A 16,110-nucleotide genomic window follows, 5' to 3' on the forward strand; every position below is an offset into this window, starting at 1 on the left:
CCGTCCGGAGCAGGGCCGTCCGGAGCAGGGCCGTCCGGAGCAGGGCCCGGCACCGTCCGGCTGACGGTGGCCCAGGCGACCGTGCGCTTCCTCGCCGCCCAGTACAGCGAGCGCGACGGTGAGCGGCGCAGGCTGATCGAGGGCTGCTTCGGCATCTTCGGCCACGGCAACGTCGCGGGCATCGGGCAGGCCCTGTTGCAGGACGAGCTGGAGTGGGCCGACGGATCGAACCGTCCCTCGCTGCCCTACGTGCTGGGCCGCAACGAGCAGGCCATGGTGCACACCGCGGTCGCCTACGCCCGGATGCGCGAGCGCCTGCAGACCTGGGCGGTCACGACCAGTGTCGGGCCGGGTGCGACGAACATGGTGACCGGCGCGGCGCTGGCCACGATCAACCGGCTGCCGGTACTGCTGCTGCCGGCGGACACCTTCGCCGACCGCTCGGCGTCGCCGCTGCTGCAGGAGCTGGAGCAGCCGTGGGCCGGCGACATGACGGTGAACGACTGCTTCCGCCCGGTCTCCGCCTACTTCGACCGGATCTGGCGGCCCGAGCAGCTGCCCGCGGCGCTGCTGTCGGCGATGCGGGTACTGACCGATCCGGCCGCGACCGGCGCGGTGACGGTCTGCTTCCCGCAGGACGTCCAGGCGCAGGCACACGACTGGCCCGAGGAGCTGTTCGCCGAACGGACCTGGCACGTGGCCAGGCCGGTTCCCGAGTCGCGGGCCCTGGACCGGGCCGTCGACCTCGTGCGGAACGCGGAGCGCCCACTCGTCGTCGCCGGTGGGGGTGTGCACTACAGCGACGCGACGGACGCGCTGGCGGCGTTCTGTGAGCAGACCGGTGTCCCGGTCGGCCAGACCCAGGCCGGCAAGGGCAGCCTGCTGCACGACCACCCGCAGTGTCTCGGCGCGATCGGCGCCACCGGCACGACCGCCGCGAACGCCGCCGCCCGGGACGCCGACGTCGTCATCGGGGTCGGTACCCGCTGGTCGGACTTCACGACCGGCAGCCGCACGATCTTCCGGAACCCGGACGTACGGTTCGTCAACCTCAACGTCGCGCCGATCGACTCGGTGAAGCACTCCGGTGCCCCGATCGTCGCCGACGCACGGGAGACGCTGCAGGGGCTGACCGGGCTGCTGCGCGACTACCGGGTACCGGAGGAGTACCGGGCGGAGTACACCCGTGCCACCGCGGAGTGGACGTCACGGGTGGAGGCCGCCTTCGCCCCGTCCCGGCGCCGGGACGGCCTGCTCGGCCAGGGCGAGATCATCGGCCTGGTCAACGAGCTGTCGGCCCCGCGGGACGTCGTGGTGTGCGCGGCCGGCTCGATGCCCGGCGACCTGCACAAGCTGTGGCAGGTCCGGGAGGCGAAGGGCTACCACGTCGAGTACGGCTACAGCTGCATGGGCTACGAGGTCGCAGGCGGTCTCGGCGTCCGGCTGGCCTGCCCGGACCGCGACGTGTTCGTGCTGGTCGGCGACGGGTCGTACCTGATGATGGCGACCGAGCTGGCGACCGCCGTCCAAGAAGGCATCAAGATCATCACGGTGCTGGTGCAGAACCACGGGTTCGCCTCGATCGGCGCCCTGTCGGAGTCCCTGGGCTCGCAGCGGTTCGGCACCCGGTACCGGTACCGGTCGGCGACGACCGGCCGCCTCGACGGCGACCGGCTCCCGATGGACCTGGCCGCGAACGCCGCGAGCTTCGGGGTGCGGGTCGTCCGCGCCTCGTCCGCGGAGGAGTTCGCCGACGCCATCCGGGCGGCGAAGGCGGCCGACGACAGCACGGTGATCCACGTCGAGACCGATCCGCTGTCCGGTTCCCCGGACTCGGAGGCCTGGTGGGACGTGCCGGTCGCCGAGGTCAGCGAGCTCGCGAGCACGCAGTCCGCGCGCAAGACCTATGAGCAGAACAAGGCCGCCCAGCGCCCGTTCCTGCGACCCGACCACTCCTGAAAGGCGATCATGACGAGCACGATCGACAGCCCTGACACGAGGGTGCTGCACCACTGGGTCGGCGGGAAGCCCCTGGAGGGTGTCTCGGGCCGGTTCTCCGACGTGACGGACCCGGCGACGGGCGCGGTGACCGGCTACCTGCCGCTGGCCTCCGAGGAGGAGACGGCGGTCGCGGTCGCAGCGGCCGCGGCGGCCTTCCCGGCCTGGCGTGACACCAGCCTGACCCGCCGCACGCAGATCCTGTTCCGCTTCCGCGAGCTGCTCAACGAACGCGCCCCCGAGCTGGCCGCGCTGATCACCGCCGAGCACGGCAAGGTCCTCTCCGACGCCGCCGGTGAGGTCGCCCGCGGCCAGGAGGTCGTGGAGTTCGCCTGCGGGATGCCGCACCTGCTCAAGGGTTCGGCGACCGAGAACGCCTCCACCGGTGTCGATGTGCACTCCGTGCGCCAGCCGCTGGGCGTCGTCGGGATCATCAGCCCGTTCAACTTCCCGGCCATGGTCCCGATGTGGTTCTTCCCGGTCGCGATCGCCGCGGGCAACACCGTGGTGCTCAAGCCGTCGGAGAAGGTCCCCTCGGCCGCGCTGTGGATCGCCGAGCTGTGGTCCGAGGCCGGCCTGCCCGACGGAGTGTTCAACGTGGTCAACGGCGACAAGACCGCCGTCGACGCACTCCTGACCAGCCCCGACGTCAAGGCGATCAGCTTCGTCGGCTCCACCCCGATCGCCCGCTACATCTACGAGACCGGCACCGCACACGGCAAGCGGGTGCAGGCACTCGGCGGCGCCAAGAACCACATGGTCGTGCTGCCCGACGCCGATCTCGATCTGGCCGCCGACCAGGCCGTCAACGCCGGATACGGCTCCGCCGGCGAGCGCTGCATGGCGATCTCCGCGCTCGTCACCGTCGGCGACATCGCCGACACCCTCGTCGCCAAGATCGCCGAGCGCACCCGGGTACTGCGCACCGGCGACGGTCGCCGCTCCAGCGACATGGGCCCGCTGGTCACCCGCGCCGCCCAGGAGCGCGTCACCGGCTACGTCGACGCGGGCGAGGCCGCCGGCGCCACCGTCGTCATCGACGGCCGCACCGGCGGCTTCGACGCCGACGGCGACGGCTTCTTCGTCGGCCCCACGCTGCTCGACAACGTCACCACCGAGATGTCGGTCTACACCGACGAGATCTTCGGCCCGGTGCTGTCCGTGCTGCGCGTCGGCACCTACCCCGAGGCCGTCGAGCTGATCAACAGCAACCCGTACGGCAACGGCACCGCGCTGTTCACCCAGAACGGCGCCGCGGCCCGCCGGTTCCAGAACGAGGTCGAGGTCGGCATGATCGGCATCAACGTGCCGGTCCCGGTGCCGATGGCCTACTACAGCTTCGGCGGCTGGAAGAACTCGCTGTTCGGCGACACGCACGCGCACGGCACCGAGGGTGTGCACTTCTACACCCGCGCCAAGGTCGTCACCACCCGGTGGCCGCACACCGCCACCGGCGTCGACCTGGGGTTCCCCACCAACAGCTGATCCGGCTCCGGGTCGTACCCGCCCGACCGGGCACCGATCGGACCCCATCGGTTCGGCGGGTGCCCGGCCGGGCGGCTCGGCGTGCACGGCAACGCGAACGTGCTGACCGGTGACCGGGGCACGTCCGCGCTCGCGCAGGGACCCAGCGCGCACAGCTGCCCGGTCGAGATCGAGGCGGTGACCGCCGAGGTGCCGCCGGTCACCGTGTCCGGGCCGCTGGCGAACGCCTGATCGGCTGTTGCCCAGCGCACATCCGTCGATCGGGTGACCGGAAGGTGTCCGGACGTTTGCCGAGGTAGGGGGGTCGCCGGAGGCTTCGTTGCCTCACGTACCGTGCCGGGATGGCTTCCGAGACGACCCACGACACGGAGACCGCTCCGGTCGCGACCGAGACCGACCCGACCGGAGCCGAGACCTCCGACGGCACCACCGGGACCGGTTCCGGCGAGCGGACCGACACCGCGACGACCGCGTCGGGAACCGGCTCGGTGCCCGCCGACGCCGCCTCCGGAAGCGCTGCCTCCGGGAGCGCCTCCTCCTCCGAGAGCGCCGCCTCCGAGACCGGCTCGGATTCGGGCGCCGGCTCGAGCACGGGCTCCAGCTCCGGCTCGGGCACCACCTCTGGCTCGGGTAGTGGCTCCAGCTCCGGCTCGGGCACCACCTCTGGCTCGGGTAGTGGCTCCGGCTCCGGCTCCGGCTCCGGCTCCGGCTCCGGCTCCGGCTCCGGCGATGCTGCATCGGGCTCCGGCGATGCCGTGACCGGTGCGGCGGCGGGCGCCGGCACCAGCACCTCCGGTGGCGCGGCGGCGGGCGCCGGCGCCGTGGTCGGCGCGGGCCTCGGCCTCGCGTCCCTGACCGGCACCTCGCTCACCGACATGCTGCGTTCCCGAGAGGAGCTGGTCGGCCAGATCGAGGCCGCCACAGGAATGCCAGGCGACTCCATCAACGCGTTCTACGGTGCTCCGTGGAACGTCGCCGCCGGCGTCAACGGCCTGATCGCACTGATCGCCGTGGTGATCACCACGGTGCTGCTGCTCGGCCCGACCAAGCGTCCGGGCACCGCCACCTGGGTGCGTCCGGTCGCCCTCGGCGGGCTGGTGCTCGGTGTGCTCGGCCTGTTCGTGTCCGGCGGGATGTACCTCGACCTGTTCGCGTCCCAGCCGGTGCTGCCCGAGATGCCGATGATGCCCGGCATGCCCGGCTGACACCTCACCTGCACCACGGATCCGCCCGGCCACCGCACGGTGGCCGGGCGGACCTGTTCATGATCCCTGTTTCGGGAGTGCTGGTGCCGGTTCGAGCACGTTGCACTCCCGAAACAGGGATCATGAACGCCCCGGGAGCGTGTACTCCCGCAGCGCACGGTTGCGCAGCGCCACCCATCCGACGACGGCGGTCGCCGCCAGTCCCCCGCTGACCAGGGCGAACGGTCCCGAGACCAGTGCGGCCACCAGCCCGCCGCGCAGGTTCCCCAGCTCCGGCCCGGCGATACCGACGACGATCTCGGCCGAGGACACGCGCCCCCGGTACACGTCCGGCGTCTCCATCTGGACGAGCGCGCCGCGCACCATCACCGACGCCGAGTCCGCTGCACCCGCGACGACCAGACAGGCCAGCGCAGCCCACAACGACCCGGCCGTCCCGAACCCGGCGACCGCGAGACCCCAGGTGCCCGCGGCGACCAGCTGGACCACCCCGGCCCGCCGGATGCGGGTGAGGGCCCCGGAGAACAGCCCCACGATCAGCCCGCCGACCGCGAGCGCGCTGAGGAACGCTCCGAGCACACGCGGGTCACCGCCGTACCTCAGCTCGTTGACCAGCGGAAACAGTGAGACCGGGAAAGCCAGCAGGCAGGCGGCGAGATCGGTTGCGAACGAGCCGCGCAGGGTCCGTCGGCGCAGCAGGAACGCCCACCCGCCGGCCGGGGCCCGCCCGGTGCCGGCGTCACCGACGGGCAGGGCCGGGAGCCACGTCGTCGCCAGCAGCGCGATCGCCGTCATCGCGACCAGCAGCCCGTACCCGGCGGCGGGCGACCAGATCGCGATCAACGCCCCGGCGGCGGCCGGCCCGGCCAGCATCGAGACCTGGAACGAGACCACCGTCAAGGCGATCCCGGCGGGCACCTGCGCGGTGGGGAGCAGCCGGACCGGCAGTGTCCGCCGGGCGCCCGCGCCCAGCCCCGTCCCGGCCGCGAGCAGGGCGACCAGCCCGAACAGCAGTGCGACCGAGGCGACACCGGACACCATCTGGGCGACCAGCGCGAACGCCACGAACAGCTGCACCGCGGACGCGAGCCGGATCAGTACCCGCCGGTCGACCGCGTCGGCCAGCACACCGCCCACCGGCCCCACCAGGATCATCGGCACCGCGGTGGCCACCCCGAGCGCACCGGTCCACAGCGGGCTCCGGGTCAGGTCCCAGGTCTGCTGCAGCACCGCCACCGTGGCGGCCTGGTGACCGAAGCCGTGCGCGGTGCCGCCGATCCAGGCGGCGCGGAAGGCCGGCGTGCGCAGCGGCTCGAGATCGATCAGCCCGGTCCGCATCAGGTGTCCGGCGGGGGTCTCAGCCCGCCGAGCCGGTCACCGATCCGGTCCTGCATGCCGCGTCGGCGCAGTGCGGCGCGCATCGCCTCCACCATGGCGCCGATCGAGGTGGGCAGGCACTCGTCGTCCAGGTCGGCGACGGCGGCCTCGGTCGCCCGCCACTCCGCCTCCAGGAACGGCACGAGCGCCTGCCCGCGCTCGGTGAGCGCGATCCGGCGGGTCCTCGCGTCCGGACCCGGTTCGGAGGTCACGAGTCCCTCGCGTCGCATGCCCGCCAGGGTCTGACTGACCGCCGAGTGCGTGTGGCCGATCGACTCGGCCAGCTCCCGGATGGTCAACGGTCCGGTGTGCGCGAGCCGGATCAATGGATAGGCGTAGCGGGGGCGCACCCCGTGCAGCCCGCGCGTCTCGTAGACCTGCGCGATCTCGGCCTCCAGATCGGCGACGAGCGCGCGCATCGGCGCCAGCCGGTCCGGTGTACGGGTCGGGTCCTTCGATGTCACAGCGCTAACATAACAGCACTAACATAATAGCGCTGTCAGAATTTTCACCGAGGGATCGCCCAGACCTCCGCAGGGATGCCTCGACCAGGAGTCGCGTCATCACCCCCGCGACCCACACGCCCGCACTTCCGCTCGCGCCCGACCGCCGGACGGCGCGGGTGGCGTCTCGGCTCGCAATCGCTATATATCTTTGTTATGTTGCAGTAGTCAGTCGATATAGGAGAGGTTTCATGACCGCGCACACCCTGCAGAACAAGAACGTGCTGGTCGCCGCCGGTGGGAAGAACCTCGGGGGGCTGATCAGCCGCCAGGCCGCGGAGGCCGGGGCGAACGTGGCGATCCACTACAACTCCGAGTCCTCCCGGGGCGAAGCCGAGGACACGCTGAAAGCCGTCGAGGCTGCCGGCCGAACGAGCGTGGTGCTGAGCGGTGACCTCACGGTCCCGGCGAACGTCGAGCGGCTCTTCGCCGACGCCGAGGCCGCTCTCGGGCAGATCGACGTCGCGGTCAACACGGTCGGCAAGGTGCTCCGCAAGCCGATCGCGGAGACCACCGAGGCCGAGTACGACTCGATGTTCGACATCAACTCGAAGGCCGCGTACTTCTTCATCAAGGAGGCCGGCCTGCGCCTCGCCGACGGCGGCAAGGTGATCACCATCGTGACGTCGCTGCTGGCGGCGTTCACCGACGGCTACTCGACCTACGCGGGCGGCAAGTCGCCGGTGGAACACTTCACCCGGGCCGCGGCGAAGGAGTTCGCCGACCGCGGCATCTCGGTGACCGCAATCGGGCCGGGCCCGATGGACACGCCGTTCTTCTACCCGCAGGAGACCCCGGAGCGGGTCGAGTTCCACAAGTCGATGGCGATGGGCAACCAGCTCACCCGGATCGAGGACATCGCTCCGATCGTACGGTTCCTCGCCACCGACGGCTGGTGGATCACCGGCCAGACCATCTTCGCCAACGGCGGGTACACCACCCGCTGAGTCGATGGCGGGGTACAGCAGCTTCGAGTTCCGGGTCGACGGCGCGCGGATCGAGTCGATGACGATCCGGGAGGGCTGAGGGGTGGCCGGGTGCGCGGGCCACGGTCCGCGTGCCCGGCCGCTCGGCGGCAGCGGGCGGACACCGGGGTCCACGTACAGTGACCGGGTGGTTGATGGGCGTGCCGGAAACACCCGGGACCGGCTTCTACGGGCCGCCGCAGATCTCATCGCAGCCGCCCCCGGCGAGCCGGTTCCGCTGCGGGCGATCTGTGACGCCGCCGGGGTCCGGCTGCCGACCCTCTACCACTTCTTCGGCAACAAGGAGGGCCTGCTCGACGCCGTCGTCGAGCACGGTTTCGAGCAGTACCTGGCACTGAAGGAAGCCGGCGAGTCGACCGGGGACCCGATCCGGGACATCTCCCACGGGTGGGACGCGCACGTCGCGTTCGGCCTGGCCAACCCCGGTTTCTACGCGCTCATGTACGGCCAGGTGACGCCCGGCAGGCGTCCGGCGGCGCAGGATCGGACCAACCGGATCCTGCTCGGCCTGACTCGTGAGGCGCAGCGGCGCGGACGGCTCGTCACGAGCCCGGAGCGGGCGGCCGGGCACGTGCTGGCCGCGAACGTGGGGGTCACGCTGCACCAGATCACCGGTTCCCCCGATCCGGAGCTCTCCGCGGACGCGCGCGAGGCGACCCTGGAGGCGATCACCGGTGGCCGGCCCGGGCGCCGGGCGGACGCGGAGCGGTCACCGGCCGAGGCGGCCGCCGCCCTGCTCGCCGGTCTGCCGGACGACAACCAGGCACTGGACGCGCCGGAGACGGTGCTGCTGAAGAAGTGGCTGGCCGCCGTCGTCCGGGACGGGACGGGGCCTGCCGGGGATCCGAACGATCCGGACTGACTATGCCAACACCTGACTACCGATCGGGACCCGGGCGGTCGGTTCAGGTCTCGCCGAGCAGCAGGGCGAGCTGGTCCTGTTCGGCCGGGTCGAGATGGCCCGCGTAGTAGGCGTGGATCCCGAGGGTCACCTCGCGGGCCGCGGTGGGGCCGTCCCCGGCGACGATGGCGGCGAGCACAGCGGAGGCGTAGCGCTCGCTGGCGCGCAGCCGTCGCCGGACGTCGGTCTCGTCGGCGAGCCTGCGGTCGATCAGGGCGCGGACGACCCCGGCCAGCACCCCGCCGGTGATCGAGACGAGCTGGTTGTGCGAGGCCCGCCGGATCGCGGCCTGGAAGCTGTCGGCGGCGGCCCCGAAGCCGCCGTCGGCCCGCTCGGCGGCGGCCTGCAGCTCGCGGTGCGCGGCCCGGATCTCGCGCAGGTCGTCCTCGGTGCGGTTGTGCGCGGCGAGCAGAGATCCGTTGGCCTCGATGACGACCCGGAACTGAAGGATCTCCACCCGGGACATCGTGTCCACGGCGGCGAGGCGGGCCAGTGACTTCTCGAACACCGCCGGGGAGTAGGCGAGGATCTCCGGGCCGCGCGGGTCCCCCGGGTGCGCGGCGACGACGCCGGTGGCCTGCAGCACCCGCATCGCCTCGCGGACGGTGGGCCGGCTGACCCCGAACTGCTCCATCAGCCTGCGCTCGCTGGGCAGCCGGTCGCCGGGGCGCAGCAGGCCCTCGTCGACGGCACGCTCGATCCGCTCGACGATCGCCTCGTGGGCGCTCTGCCGGCTGATCGTCTCGAACTCCACGCGGGACCTTCCCTCCGACTCCCCCGGGGCCCGGGACGTGATCGACTCACCAGGTTAGTCGCCGGGGTCGGACCCGGGCCGCAGAACTCGGTCCCGAACGTCTCGGCGCGGGCACGCCTGCTCGAACCAGCGGGCGACCCGCAGCAGCTCGACGTCGGCGAACCGGTGCCCGGCGAGCTGCAGGCCGATCGGCCTGCCGTCGGTGGTGAAACCGGCGTTGACGGTGGCGGCCGGCTGCTCGGAGAAGTTGTACGGCGCGGTGTAGGCGATGTGGTCGAGCGCGGTGGCCGGGTCGTCGGTGGGGCCGTGCTGCTCGGCCGGGAACGCGGCGACCGGCGCGACCGGTGAGAGCACGACGTCGACGTGCCGGGTGGCCCGGATCGTGTCGGCCCGGATCCGTCCGACGGCGTGATACGCCTCGAACACAGCGGGACCGTGCATGTCCGCGGCGGCCGCGGCCCACTCGCGGATGTAGGGCAGCACGGCGTCGCGCCGGCGCTCCGGGAGTGCGACGAGATCGGCCCAGGACCGGGCACGCAGGAACATGTCGAGCAGGTGCAGCAGCTCCGCGGTGAGGAACGGCTGCACCGGCACGACCTGTGCGCCGGCCCGGGCGAACAGCTCCGCGGCGGCGTGCACGGCGGCCGCGACCTCGGGATCGGTCGGCAGGCCGCAGCCGGCGTCGGCGTGCAGCCCGATCCGCAGGCCGCGCAGCTCGCCGTCGGTGATCGGCTGCTCGGTGACCCGCTGCCAGCCCGCGTCCGCGAGCTCCAGATACCCCGGGTCCCGGTACTGCGGATCGGGGCGGGCCAGCACCCGCATGGCCAGCGCGACGTCGTCGACGGTGCGGGCGAGCGGTCCGAGCGCGCGCCCCAGGTAGGGCGGATCGACCGGGATGATGCCGAAGCTGGGTTTCAACGAGGCCAGACCGGTCCACGACGCGGGCAGCCGGATCGAGCCGCCGATGTCGCTGCCGACGTGCAACGGGCCGAATCCGGCGGCCGCCGCCGCGGCGGCGCCGCCGCTGGACCCGCCGACCGTCCATGCCGGGTTCAGCGGGCTGCGGGTGACGCCGTGCAGGCCGGACACCCCGGACGAGAGCATCCCCAGCTCGGACATGACGGTGCTGCCGAGCCGGATCGCACCCTCGGCGGCGGTGCTCTGCGCGGCGGGGCCGTCCTCGGTGGCGGGTTCGGCGTCGGCGAAGGCCGCCGAGCCGGACGGCCGTGGGTGCCCGACGGCGGCGATGTTCTCCTTCAGGGTGAGCGGAACACCGTCGAGCAGCCCGGCCCGGCCCTGCGACCAGCGGACGTCGGAGGCGGCGGCCGCCGCGCGGGCGTTCCCGGCCGGCTCCCTGTGCGCGAACGCGCCGATCCCCGGTTCCAGCCGGTCGACGAGCTCCTGCACCGCCCGCAGCACCTCGGTGGGGGTGAACTCCCCCGCCGCGTACCCGGCACGCAGCTCGGTCGCGGTGCGGGCGGTGAGGTCGGTGTCCGGCAGCGCGCTCGTCACGCCGGGTCTCCCTTCGTACGGTCGGCGAGGGCGTCGCGCAGCCGCGGGGTGGCCGCGACCAGGCGGCGGGTGAACGGGTGCAGCGGGGAGGCGTAGACGTCGGCGGTGGGGCCCGCCTCCACGATCCGGCCCTGGTTCATCACGGCGACGGTGTCGCAGACGTGCCGGACGACGGCGAGATCGTGCGAGATCAGCACGACGGTCAGCCGGTACTCCCGCGCCAGGCCGGCGATGAGGTTGAGCACCTGGGCGCGGACGGACACGTCGAGCGCGCTGACCGGCTCGTCGGCGACCAGGATCCGTGGCCGGGTGATCAGCGCACGGGCGATCGCGATCCGCTGCCGCTGGCCGCCGGAGAACTGGTGCGGGTACCGGTCGAGGGCGGCGGCGTCGAGTCCGACCGACTCCAGCAGCCGGGCCACCCGGTCCCGGATCTCCGCGCGGTCCCCGCGCAGCACCGGCTCGGCGACGATGTCGCGCACCCGCATCCGCGGGTCGAGCGAGCCCATCGGGTCCTGGAAGACGATGGAGACGGCCTCCCGGACGCGGCGCAGGGTCGCCCGGTCCGGATCGGTGATGTCGTCGCCGGCCAGCTGCAGGGACCCGGAGGTGGGCCGGTCCAGCCCGCAGAGCTGCCGGATCAGGGTCGACTTGCCGGAGCCGGACTCGCCGACGATCCCCAGCGCTTGCCCCTCGGCGACGTCGAACCCGACGCCGCGCAGCGCGTGCACCGGGTGGCTGCGCCGCAGCACCGATGCGCCCGCGCGACGGTAGGTGCGGGTGAGGTCGCGGGCCCGGATCAGCGCTCTGCCCTCTCCTGCGCCCTCTCCTGCGCCGTCTCCTGTGCTCTCTCCGGTGCCGTCCGCCGTGCCCTCGACGGCGTTGAACACCGGGGGCGGGCCGTCCTCGGGCAGGACCAGGTGTGCGGCCGGCCCGCCGGGACGCTGCGGGCCGGCCGGCGGGACCGGAACCTCCCGCAACGGCGCAGCAGATGCTGCCGGCGCGCTCGTCGTGGTGCGCAGCCGCCCGTGCTCGTCGAGCACCGAGAGATCGGCGGCGGCGAGCAACGCCCGCGTGTAGGGATGACTCGGCGCGGTGAGCACCTCGTCGACCGGGCCCTGCTCGACGATCCGGCCGTTCTGCATGACCGCGACCCGGTCGGTGACCGAGGCGACCACGGCGAGATCGTGGCTGATGAACAGCAGCGCGGTGCCGCGCTCCCGGGCCAGCTCGGTGATCAGCTCCAGCACCTGGCCCTGGACGGTGACGTCCAGCGCCGTGGTCGGCTCGTCGCAGACCAGCACCGCCGGGGCGTTGGCCATCGCGATCGCGAGCACGACCCGCTGCCGCTGCCCGCCGGAGAGCTGGTGCGGATAGGCCCGCGCCGCCTGCTCCGGGTCGGGCATCCGGACCTGTTCCAGCAGCTCCACGGCAGCCGCCGCCGCGGCGGCCCGGCCGGGCACCGTCCGGTGTTCGAGCAGCACCTCCGCGATCTGTGCCCCGACCCGCATCAGCGGGTTGAGCGCGGTCATCGGCTCCTGGAACACCATCGACGCGGTGCGGCCGCGGGCCCGGCACAGCGCGGCCTCGCCGGCGTCGAGCAGGTTGCCGTCGACCCCGGCCAGCGCGATCGTCCCGGTGGCCTGCAGCGACTCGTCGAGCAGTCCGAGTGCGGCGTACGCGGTCAGCGACTTCCCGCTGCCCGACTCCCCGATCAGCCCGAGCCGCTCTCCCGGCGCCAGCTCCAGGTCGACACCGTGCACGAGAGTCCGCCCGCCGGAGCGCACGTGCAGGTCCGTCAGCCGCAGCGCCGGGATCGCGGTGGTCGTGGTGGGGGCGCTCATCGCCCCGCCTCCATCCGGGGATCGAGATGGTCGCGCAGCCCGTCGCCGAACAGGTTCAGCCCGAGCACGGTGAGCGCGATGGCCAGGCCGGGCCACACGACCAGATGCGGCGCGGACGCCAGGTAGCTCTGGCTCTCCTGCAGCATCCGGCCCCAGGACGGGGTCGGTGGCGTGGTACCGAAACCGAGATAGGACAGCGCCGCCTCGGAGAGGACGGCGATCGCGAACGCCACCGACGACTGCACGATCACCAGGCCGGAGATGTTGGGCAGCACGTGCCGGACGGCGACGAACAGCCCGCCGCGCCCGGCCGCCCGGGCGGCGGTGACGTACTCCCGGCTCATCACCTGCAGTGTTCCGCTGCGTGACACCCGGGCGAACGACGGCGCGGCGCCGATCCCGAGCGCGATCATCGCGGTGCCGACGCCCGCCCCGAACACCGCGCCCAGCACGATCGCGAGCAGCAGCGCGGGGAAGGCCAGCGCGACGTCGTTGATCCGCATCAGGAGCTGATCGACCCGCCCGCCGTTCATCCCGGCGCAGACCCCGACCGGGACGCCGATCACGACCGCCATCGCGACCGCGACGACGCCGACCAGCAGGCTGATCCGGGCGCCGTACATGAGCAGGCTGAGCACGTCGCGGCCGTACGGATCGGTGCCCAGCAGGTAGCCGTCGCCCGGGGTGAGCAGCCGGTCCGCGGCGACGACGGGCAGCGGATCGTGCGGCGTCCAGACCAGTGAGACGAGCGCGGCCAGCACGGCCAGCGCGACCAGTCCCCCGCCGACGATGATGCCGGTGTTCAGCCGCCGGGAGGCCGTGGCCGCCGGCGGATCGGTGCGCTGCGGTCCGGTCACGAGGCCTCCCGGAGTCGGGGGTCGACGGCGGTCTGCACCAGATCGACGACCAGGTTGACGAGGAGCACGGCCAGCACCAGGACCAGCACGATCCCCTGCACCGCGATCATGTCCCGGGTCGCGATCCGCTCCAGCAGCATGCTGCCGAGCCCGTTGATCACGAAGACCCGTTCGATCACGACCGCGCCGATCAGCATCACGCCCAGCTGGACGCCGCCGACCGTGAGCACCGGGACCGCGGCGTTGCGCAGCCCGTGCCGGAGCAGCGCCCTGGCCGGGGACAGGCCCTTGGCCCGGGCGGTGCGCATCCAGTCGTCGCGCATCACGTCGAGCACCGCGGAGCGTACGTAGCGGGCCAGCACCGCGCCCTGTACCGAGCCCAGCGCCAGCGCCGGGAGCACCAGATGCGCGAACAGCGTCCCGAACCCGTCGCCGGTCCGGTACCAGCCGCCGGCCGGGAACCAGCGCAGCTGCACCGCGAACACGGTGATGAGCAGCAGGCCGGCCAGGAAGTTCGGGACCGCGATCCCGACCTGGCTCGATCCGCTGAGCAGCGCCCCGACCGGCCGTCGCTGGTAGGTCGCGGCGAGCACGCCCAGCGGGACGGCGACGACGACCGCGACCGCCATCCCGGAGCCGATCAGCACCGCCGTCGTCGTCAACCGGGTGCCCAGCTCGGCGCCGACCGGCGTGCCGGTGACCGCGGAGATCCCGAAGTCGCCCTGCACCAGACCGCCGAGCCACTGCAGGTACTGCGCGACGAGCGGCTGGTCCAGGCCCATCTCGGCGCGCTGTGCGGCCAGCTCCTCCGGGGAGGCCCCCAGCCCGAGCGCGACCTCGGCGGGATCGCCGGGCAGCACCGACAGCAACCCGAAGATCACCACCGAGGCGGCGAGGACGGTGCCCGCGAAGACGAGCAGCCGCCGCGTCATCGACACGATCATGTTCGGTCTCCGGGGTCAGCCGCGCGCGGCGCGGGTGAGGTCGATGGACTCCGACGTCGAGTTCACCGGCAGGCCGGTGACGTCCTCGCGGTGCGCGGTCAGCCAGGGCGTCAGGTAGAGGAATCCGGCGGCGGCGCGGTCGGAGATGCGTTCGGCGTAGGCCCGCATCCGGCCGGTGTACTCGTCCGCCGGTCCGGTGCGGGCCTGATCGAGCAGGTCGTCGGCGACCGGATCCCGGTAGCCGAAGTAGTAGTCCGGATTGGAGAACTGCCCGATGTCGCGCGGTTCGGCGTGGTTGATGATCGCCAGCTGGTAGTCCTTGCGACCGAACACCTCGTCCAGCCAGACCGCCGGGAACTCGCGGATCCGCAGGTCGACGGTCAACCCGACGCGGGTGAGATCGGACTGGACGACCTGGGCGGCGGCCACGTACTGGGGCAGGTTCGGCACCGTGAAGCCGACCTCCGTGCCGGACTGCCCGGCCTCGGCCAGCAGCTCCCGGGCACGCTCGGGATCGTGCGGGTACGGATCGGGCCGGTCGTCGTACCAGGGATCGGTGGGCGGGACCATCGAGGTGATCGCGGAGCCGCGACCGTCCGCGGCGACCTCGCGGACGGCGTCGTCGTCGACGGCGTGCCGGATCGCGCGGCGGACCCGCTCGTCGTCGAACGGGGCGGTGGCGTTGTTCATCGCCAGCACCACCTCGCCGGTGGTGGTGCCCTCGGTGACCGCGAACTCCGGGTCATCGTCGAGCTGGCCGAGCAGCTGCGGCGCCGTCAGCCCGACGACGGCGTCCGCGCTGCCGCTGAGCAGCGCGTTGATCTGCGCGGTCGGGTCGCTGTAATAGGACAGTGTGAGCCGGCGGGCCTGCGGCGGGCCTGCCCAGTGGTCGTCGTGGGCGACCAGCCGCATCTCGAAGCTCTGTGTGTAGCCCTCCACCCGGTACGGGCCGGTGCCGACCGCGGTGGTGGCCAGTTCGTCCACCGCGCCGGGGGTGAAGATCGCGCCGCCCGGCCCGGCCAGGTTGCGGAGCAGGTCGTTGTCCGGTTCGGACAGCTCGACGACGACCTCGCGCGGGGACAGCACCCGGGTGCCGGCGATCGCCGACAGGGACCGCGCGCTGGCCGTGGTCCACTCGTCGAGCCGGTCGAAACTGAACGCGACGTCGTCGGCGGTCATCGGGCTGCCGTCGGAGAAGCGGACCCCCTCACGCAGCCGGAAGGTGTAGCTGAGCCCGTCCGGCGCGGCGGTCCAGGATTCGGCGAGCAGCGGCACCACCCGGGCGTCGTCGTCGATCTTCACCAGGCCCTCGTAGACGTTGTAGAGCAGGGCCTGCGGAATCGCGACGCCCGCACTGCGGGTGAAGTCGAGATTGGTCGGCGAGGTCCCGAGGGCGATCGTGATCTCCCCGTCGGCGGACCGGGAGGCCGGTGGGCCGGCCGCACAGCCGGCCAGAGACACGGCCGTGACCAGCGCCAGGGCAACGCCCGGCAGTAGTCGGCGGATCCGTGACGGGTGCGCGATACGCGGCATCCGACCCCCTCGTCAGAGTTACTGGCTAGGCCAGTAAATCGGAGAGGGTGGTGCACGACAAGTGGTGGAACGGAGCGTTGCGCTGTCGTCACGCAAAGGAAACGAACGGGCCCAGGCCGCTCCCCCTCGGAGCACGCGGGAGGCGGTCCCGGCCCGCCGCACACCTCTCTGCTGCGCCACACACCTGCCGCAACGGGTGTGTGGCACAGGA

At 72.8% G+C, this 16,110-nt stretch carries 14 protein-coding genes; 6 read left to right on the plus strand and 8 right to left on the minus strand.

The genetic code is table 11. The features are described 5' to 3' along the window. The first annotated feature begins 66 nt into the window (after positions 1–66). The 4 genes from iolD to Pdca_RS36115 all read left to right on the plus strand — a co-directional run bounded on the left by iolD (position 67) and on the right by Pdca_RS36115 (position 4,688). The gene (gene iolD, locus Pdca_RS22210; RefSeq protein ID WP_232021115.1) at positions 67–1,959 is read left to right on the plus strand and encodes a 3D-(3,5/4)-trihydroxycyclohexane-1,2-dione acylhydrolase (decyclizing); all 1,893 of its coding nucleotides are present in this window, start codon (positions 67–69) and stop codon (positions 1,957–1,959) included. A gap of 9 nt (positions 1,960–1,968) precedes the next feature. Further along, the gene (locus tag Pdca_RS22215; protein WP_085914327.1) at positions 1,969–3,483 is read left to right on the plus strand and encodes a CoA-acylating methylmalonate-semialdehyde dehydrogenase; all 1,515 of its coding nucleotides are present in this window, start codon (positions 1,969–1,971) and stop codon (positions 3,481–3,483) included. Positions 3,484–3,564: 81 nt separating this feature from the next. Beyond that, positions 3,565–3,714, plus strand: a complete 150-nt coding sequence (locus Pdca_RS35720) for a hypothetical protein (RefSeq protein ID WP_158092228.1) — start codon at positions 3,565–3,567, stop codon at positions 3,712–3,714. A 110-nt stretch (positions 3,715–3,824) separates the two neighbouring features. Further along, the gene (locus Pdca_RS36115; RefSeq protein WP_158092227.1) at positions 3,825–4,688 is read left to right on the plus strand and encodes a hypothetical protein; all 864 of its coding nucleotides are present in this window, start codon (positions 3,825–3,827) and stop codon (positions 4,686–4,688) included. A 120-nt stretch (positions 4,689–4,808) separates the two neighbouring features. Here the strand turns inward: Pdca_RS36115 and Pdca_RS22230 are convergent, their stop codons facing one another. Together Pdca_RS22230 and Pdca_RS22235 are read right to left on the minus strand one after the other, a co-directional pair. After that, positions 4,809–6,026, minus strand: a complete 1,218-nt coding sequence (locus tag Pdca_RS22230) for an MFS transporter (protein WP_085914325.1) — start codon at positions 6,024–6,026, stop codon at positions 4,809–4,811. After that, on the minus strand, positions 6,026–6,529 hold the full coding sequence (locus Pdca_RS22235) for a MarR family winged helix-turn-helix transcriptional regulator (RefSeq protein WP_085914324.1): 504 nt from the start codon (positions 6,527–6,529) through the stop codon (positions 6,026–6,028). Before Pdca_RS22235 ends, Pdca_RS22230 begins: the two co-directional genes overlap by 1 nt. Before the next feature lie 230 nt (positions 6,530–6,759). Here Pdca_RS22235 and Pdca_RS22240 point away from each other — a divergent pair, with 230 nt between their 5' ends. Both Pdca_RS22240 and Pdca_RS22245 read left to right on the plus strand, forming a co-directional pair. Continuing rightward, a complete protein-coding gene (locus tag Pdca_RS22240; protein WP_085914323.1) occupies positions 6,760–7,515 on the plus strand; it encodes an SDR family oxidoreductase in 756 nt (251 codons plus the stop codon). 166 nt (positions 7,516–7,681) lie between these two features. Further along, the gene (locus Pdca_RS22245) at positions 7,682–8,416 is read left to right on the plus strand and encodes a TetR/AcrR family transcriptional regulator (RefSeq protein ID WP_085914349.1); all 735 of its coding nucleotides are present in this window, start codon (positions 7,682–7,684) and stop codon (positions 8,414–8,416) included. 43 nt (positions 8,417–8,459) lie between these two features. Here Pdca_RS22245 and Pdca_RS37615 read toward each other — a convergent pair whose 3' ends face one another. Genes Pdca_RS37615 through Pdca_RS22275 form a run of 6 tightly spaced genes read right to left on the minus strand, consistent with a single transcriptional unit; the run spans position 8,460 to position 15,827 of the window. After that, positions 8,460–9,209, minus strand: coding sequence for a FadR/GntR family transcriptional regulator (locus Pdca_RS37615; protein ID WP_197719797.1), 750 nt, complete (start codon positions 9,207–9,209; stop codon positions 8,460–8,462). Positions 9,210–9,263: 54 nt separating this feature from the next. Then, positions 9,264–10,721: an amidase gene (locus Pdca_RS22255; protein ID WP_085914322.1), complete on the minus strand. Its 1,458-nt coding sequence runs from the start codon at positions 10,719–10,721 to the stop codon at positions 9,264–9,266. Then, positions 10,718–12,565: a dipeptide ABC transporter ATP-binding protein gene (locus Pdca_RS22260; RefSeq protein WP_085914321.1), complete on the minus strand. Its 1,848-nt coding sequence runs from the start codon at positions 12,563–12,565 to the stop codon at positions 10,718–10,720. The genes Pdca_RS22255 and Pdca_RS22260 overlap by 4 nt, the downstream gene beginning before the upstream one ends. Continuing rightward, positions 12,562–13,371 (minus strand): ABC transporter permease, encoded by an 810-nt coding sequence (locus Pdca_RS22265; protein ID WP_085914348.1) that lies wholly within the window; start codon positions 13,369–13,371, stop codon positions 12,562–12,564. The genes Pdca_RS22260 and Pdca_RS22265 overlap by 4 nt, the downstream gene beginning before the upstream one ends. Positions 13,372–13,418: 47 nt before the next feature. Continuing rightward, entirely contained in the window at positions 13,419–14,366 is a 948-nt protein-coding gene (locus Pdca_RS22270; protein ID WP_085914320.1) for an ABC transporter permease, read from the minus strand. Between the two features lie 15 nt (positions 14,367–14,381). After that, positions 14,382–15,827 carry an ABC transporter substrate-binding protein gene (locus tag Pdca_RS22275; RefSeq protein ID WP_158092226.1) on the minus strand — a complete coding sequence of 482 codons (1,446 nt, stop codon included), beginning with the start codon at positions 15,825–15,827 and terminating at the stop codon, positions 14,382–14,384. Positions 15,828–16,110 lie beyond the last annotated feature (283 nt).

Origin of the sequence: Pseudonocardia autotrophica (assembly GCF_003945385.1) — a bacterium.
GTDB lineage: Bacteria > Actinomycetota > Actinomycetes > Mycobacteriales > Pseudonocardiaceae > Pseudonocardia > Pseudonocardia autotrophica.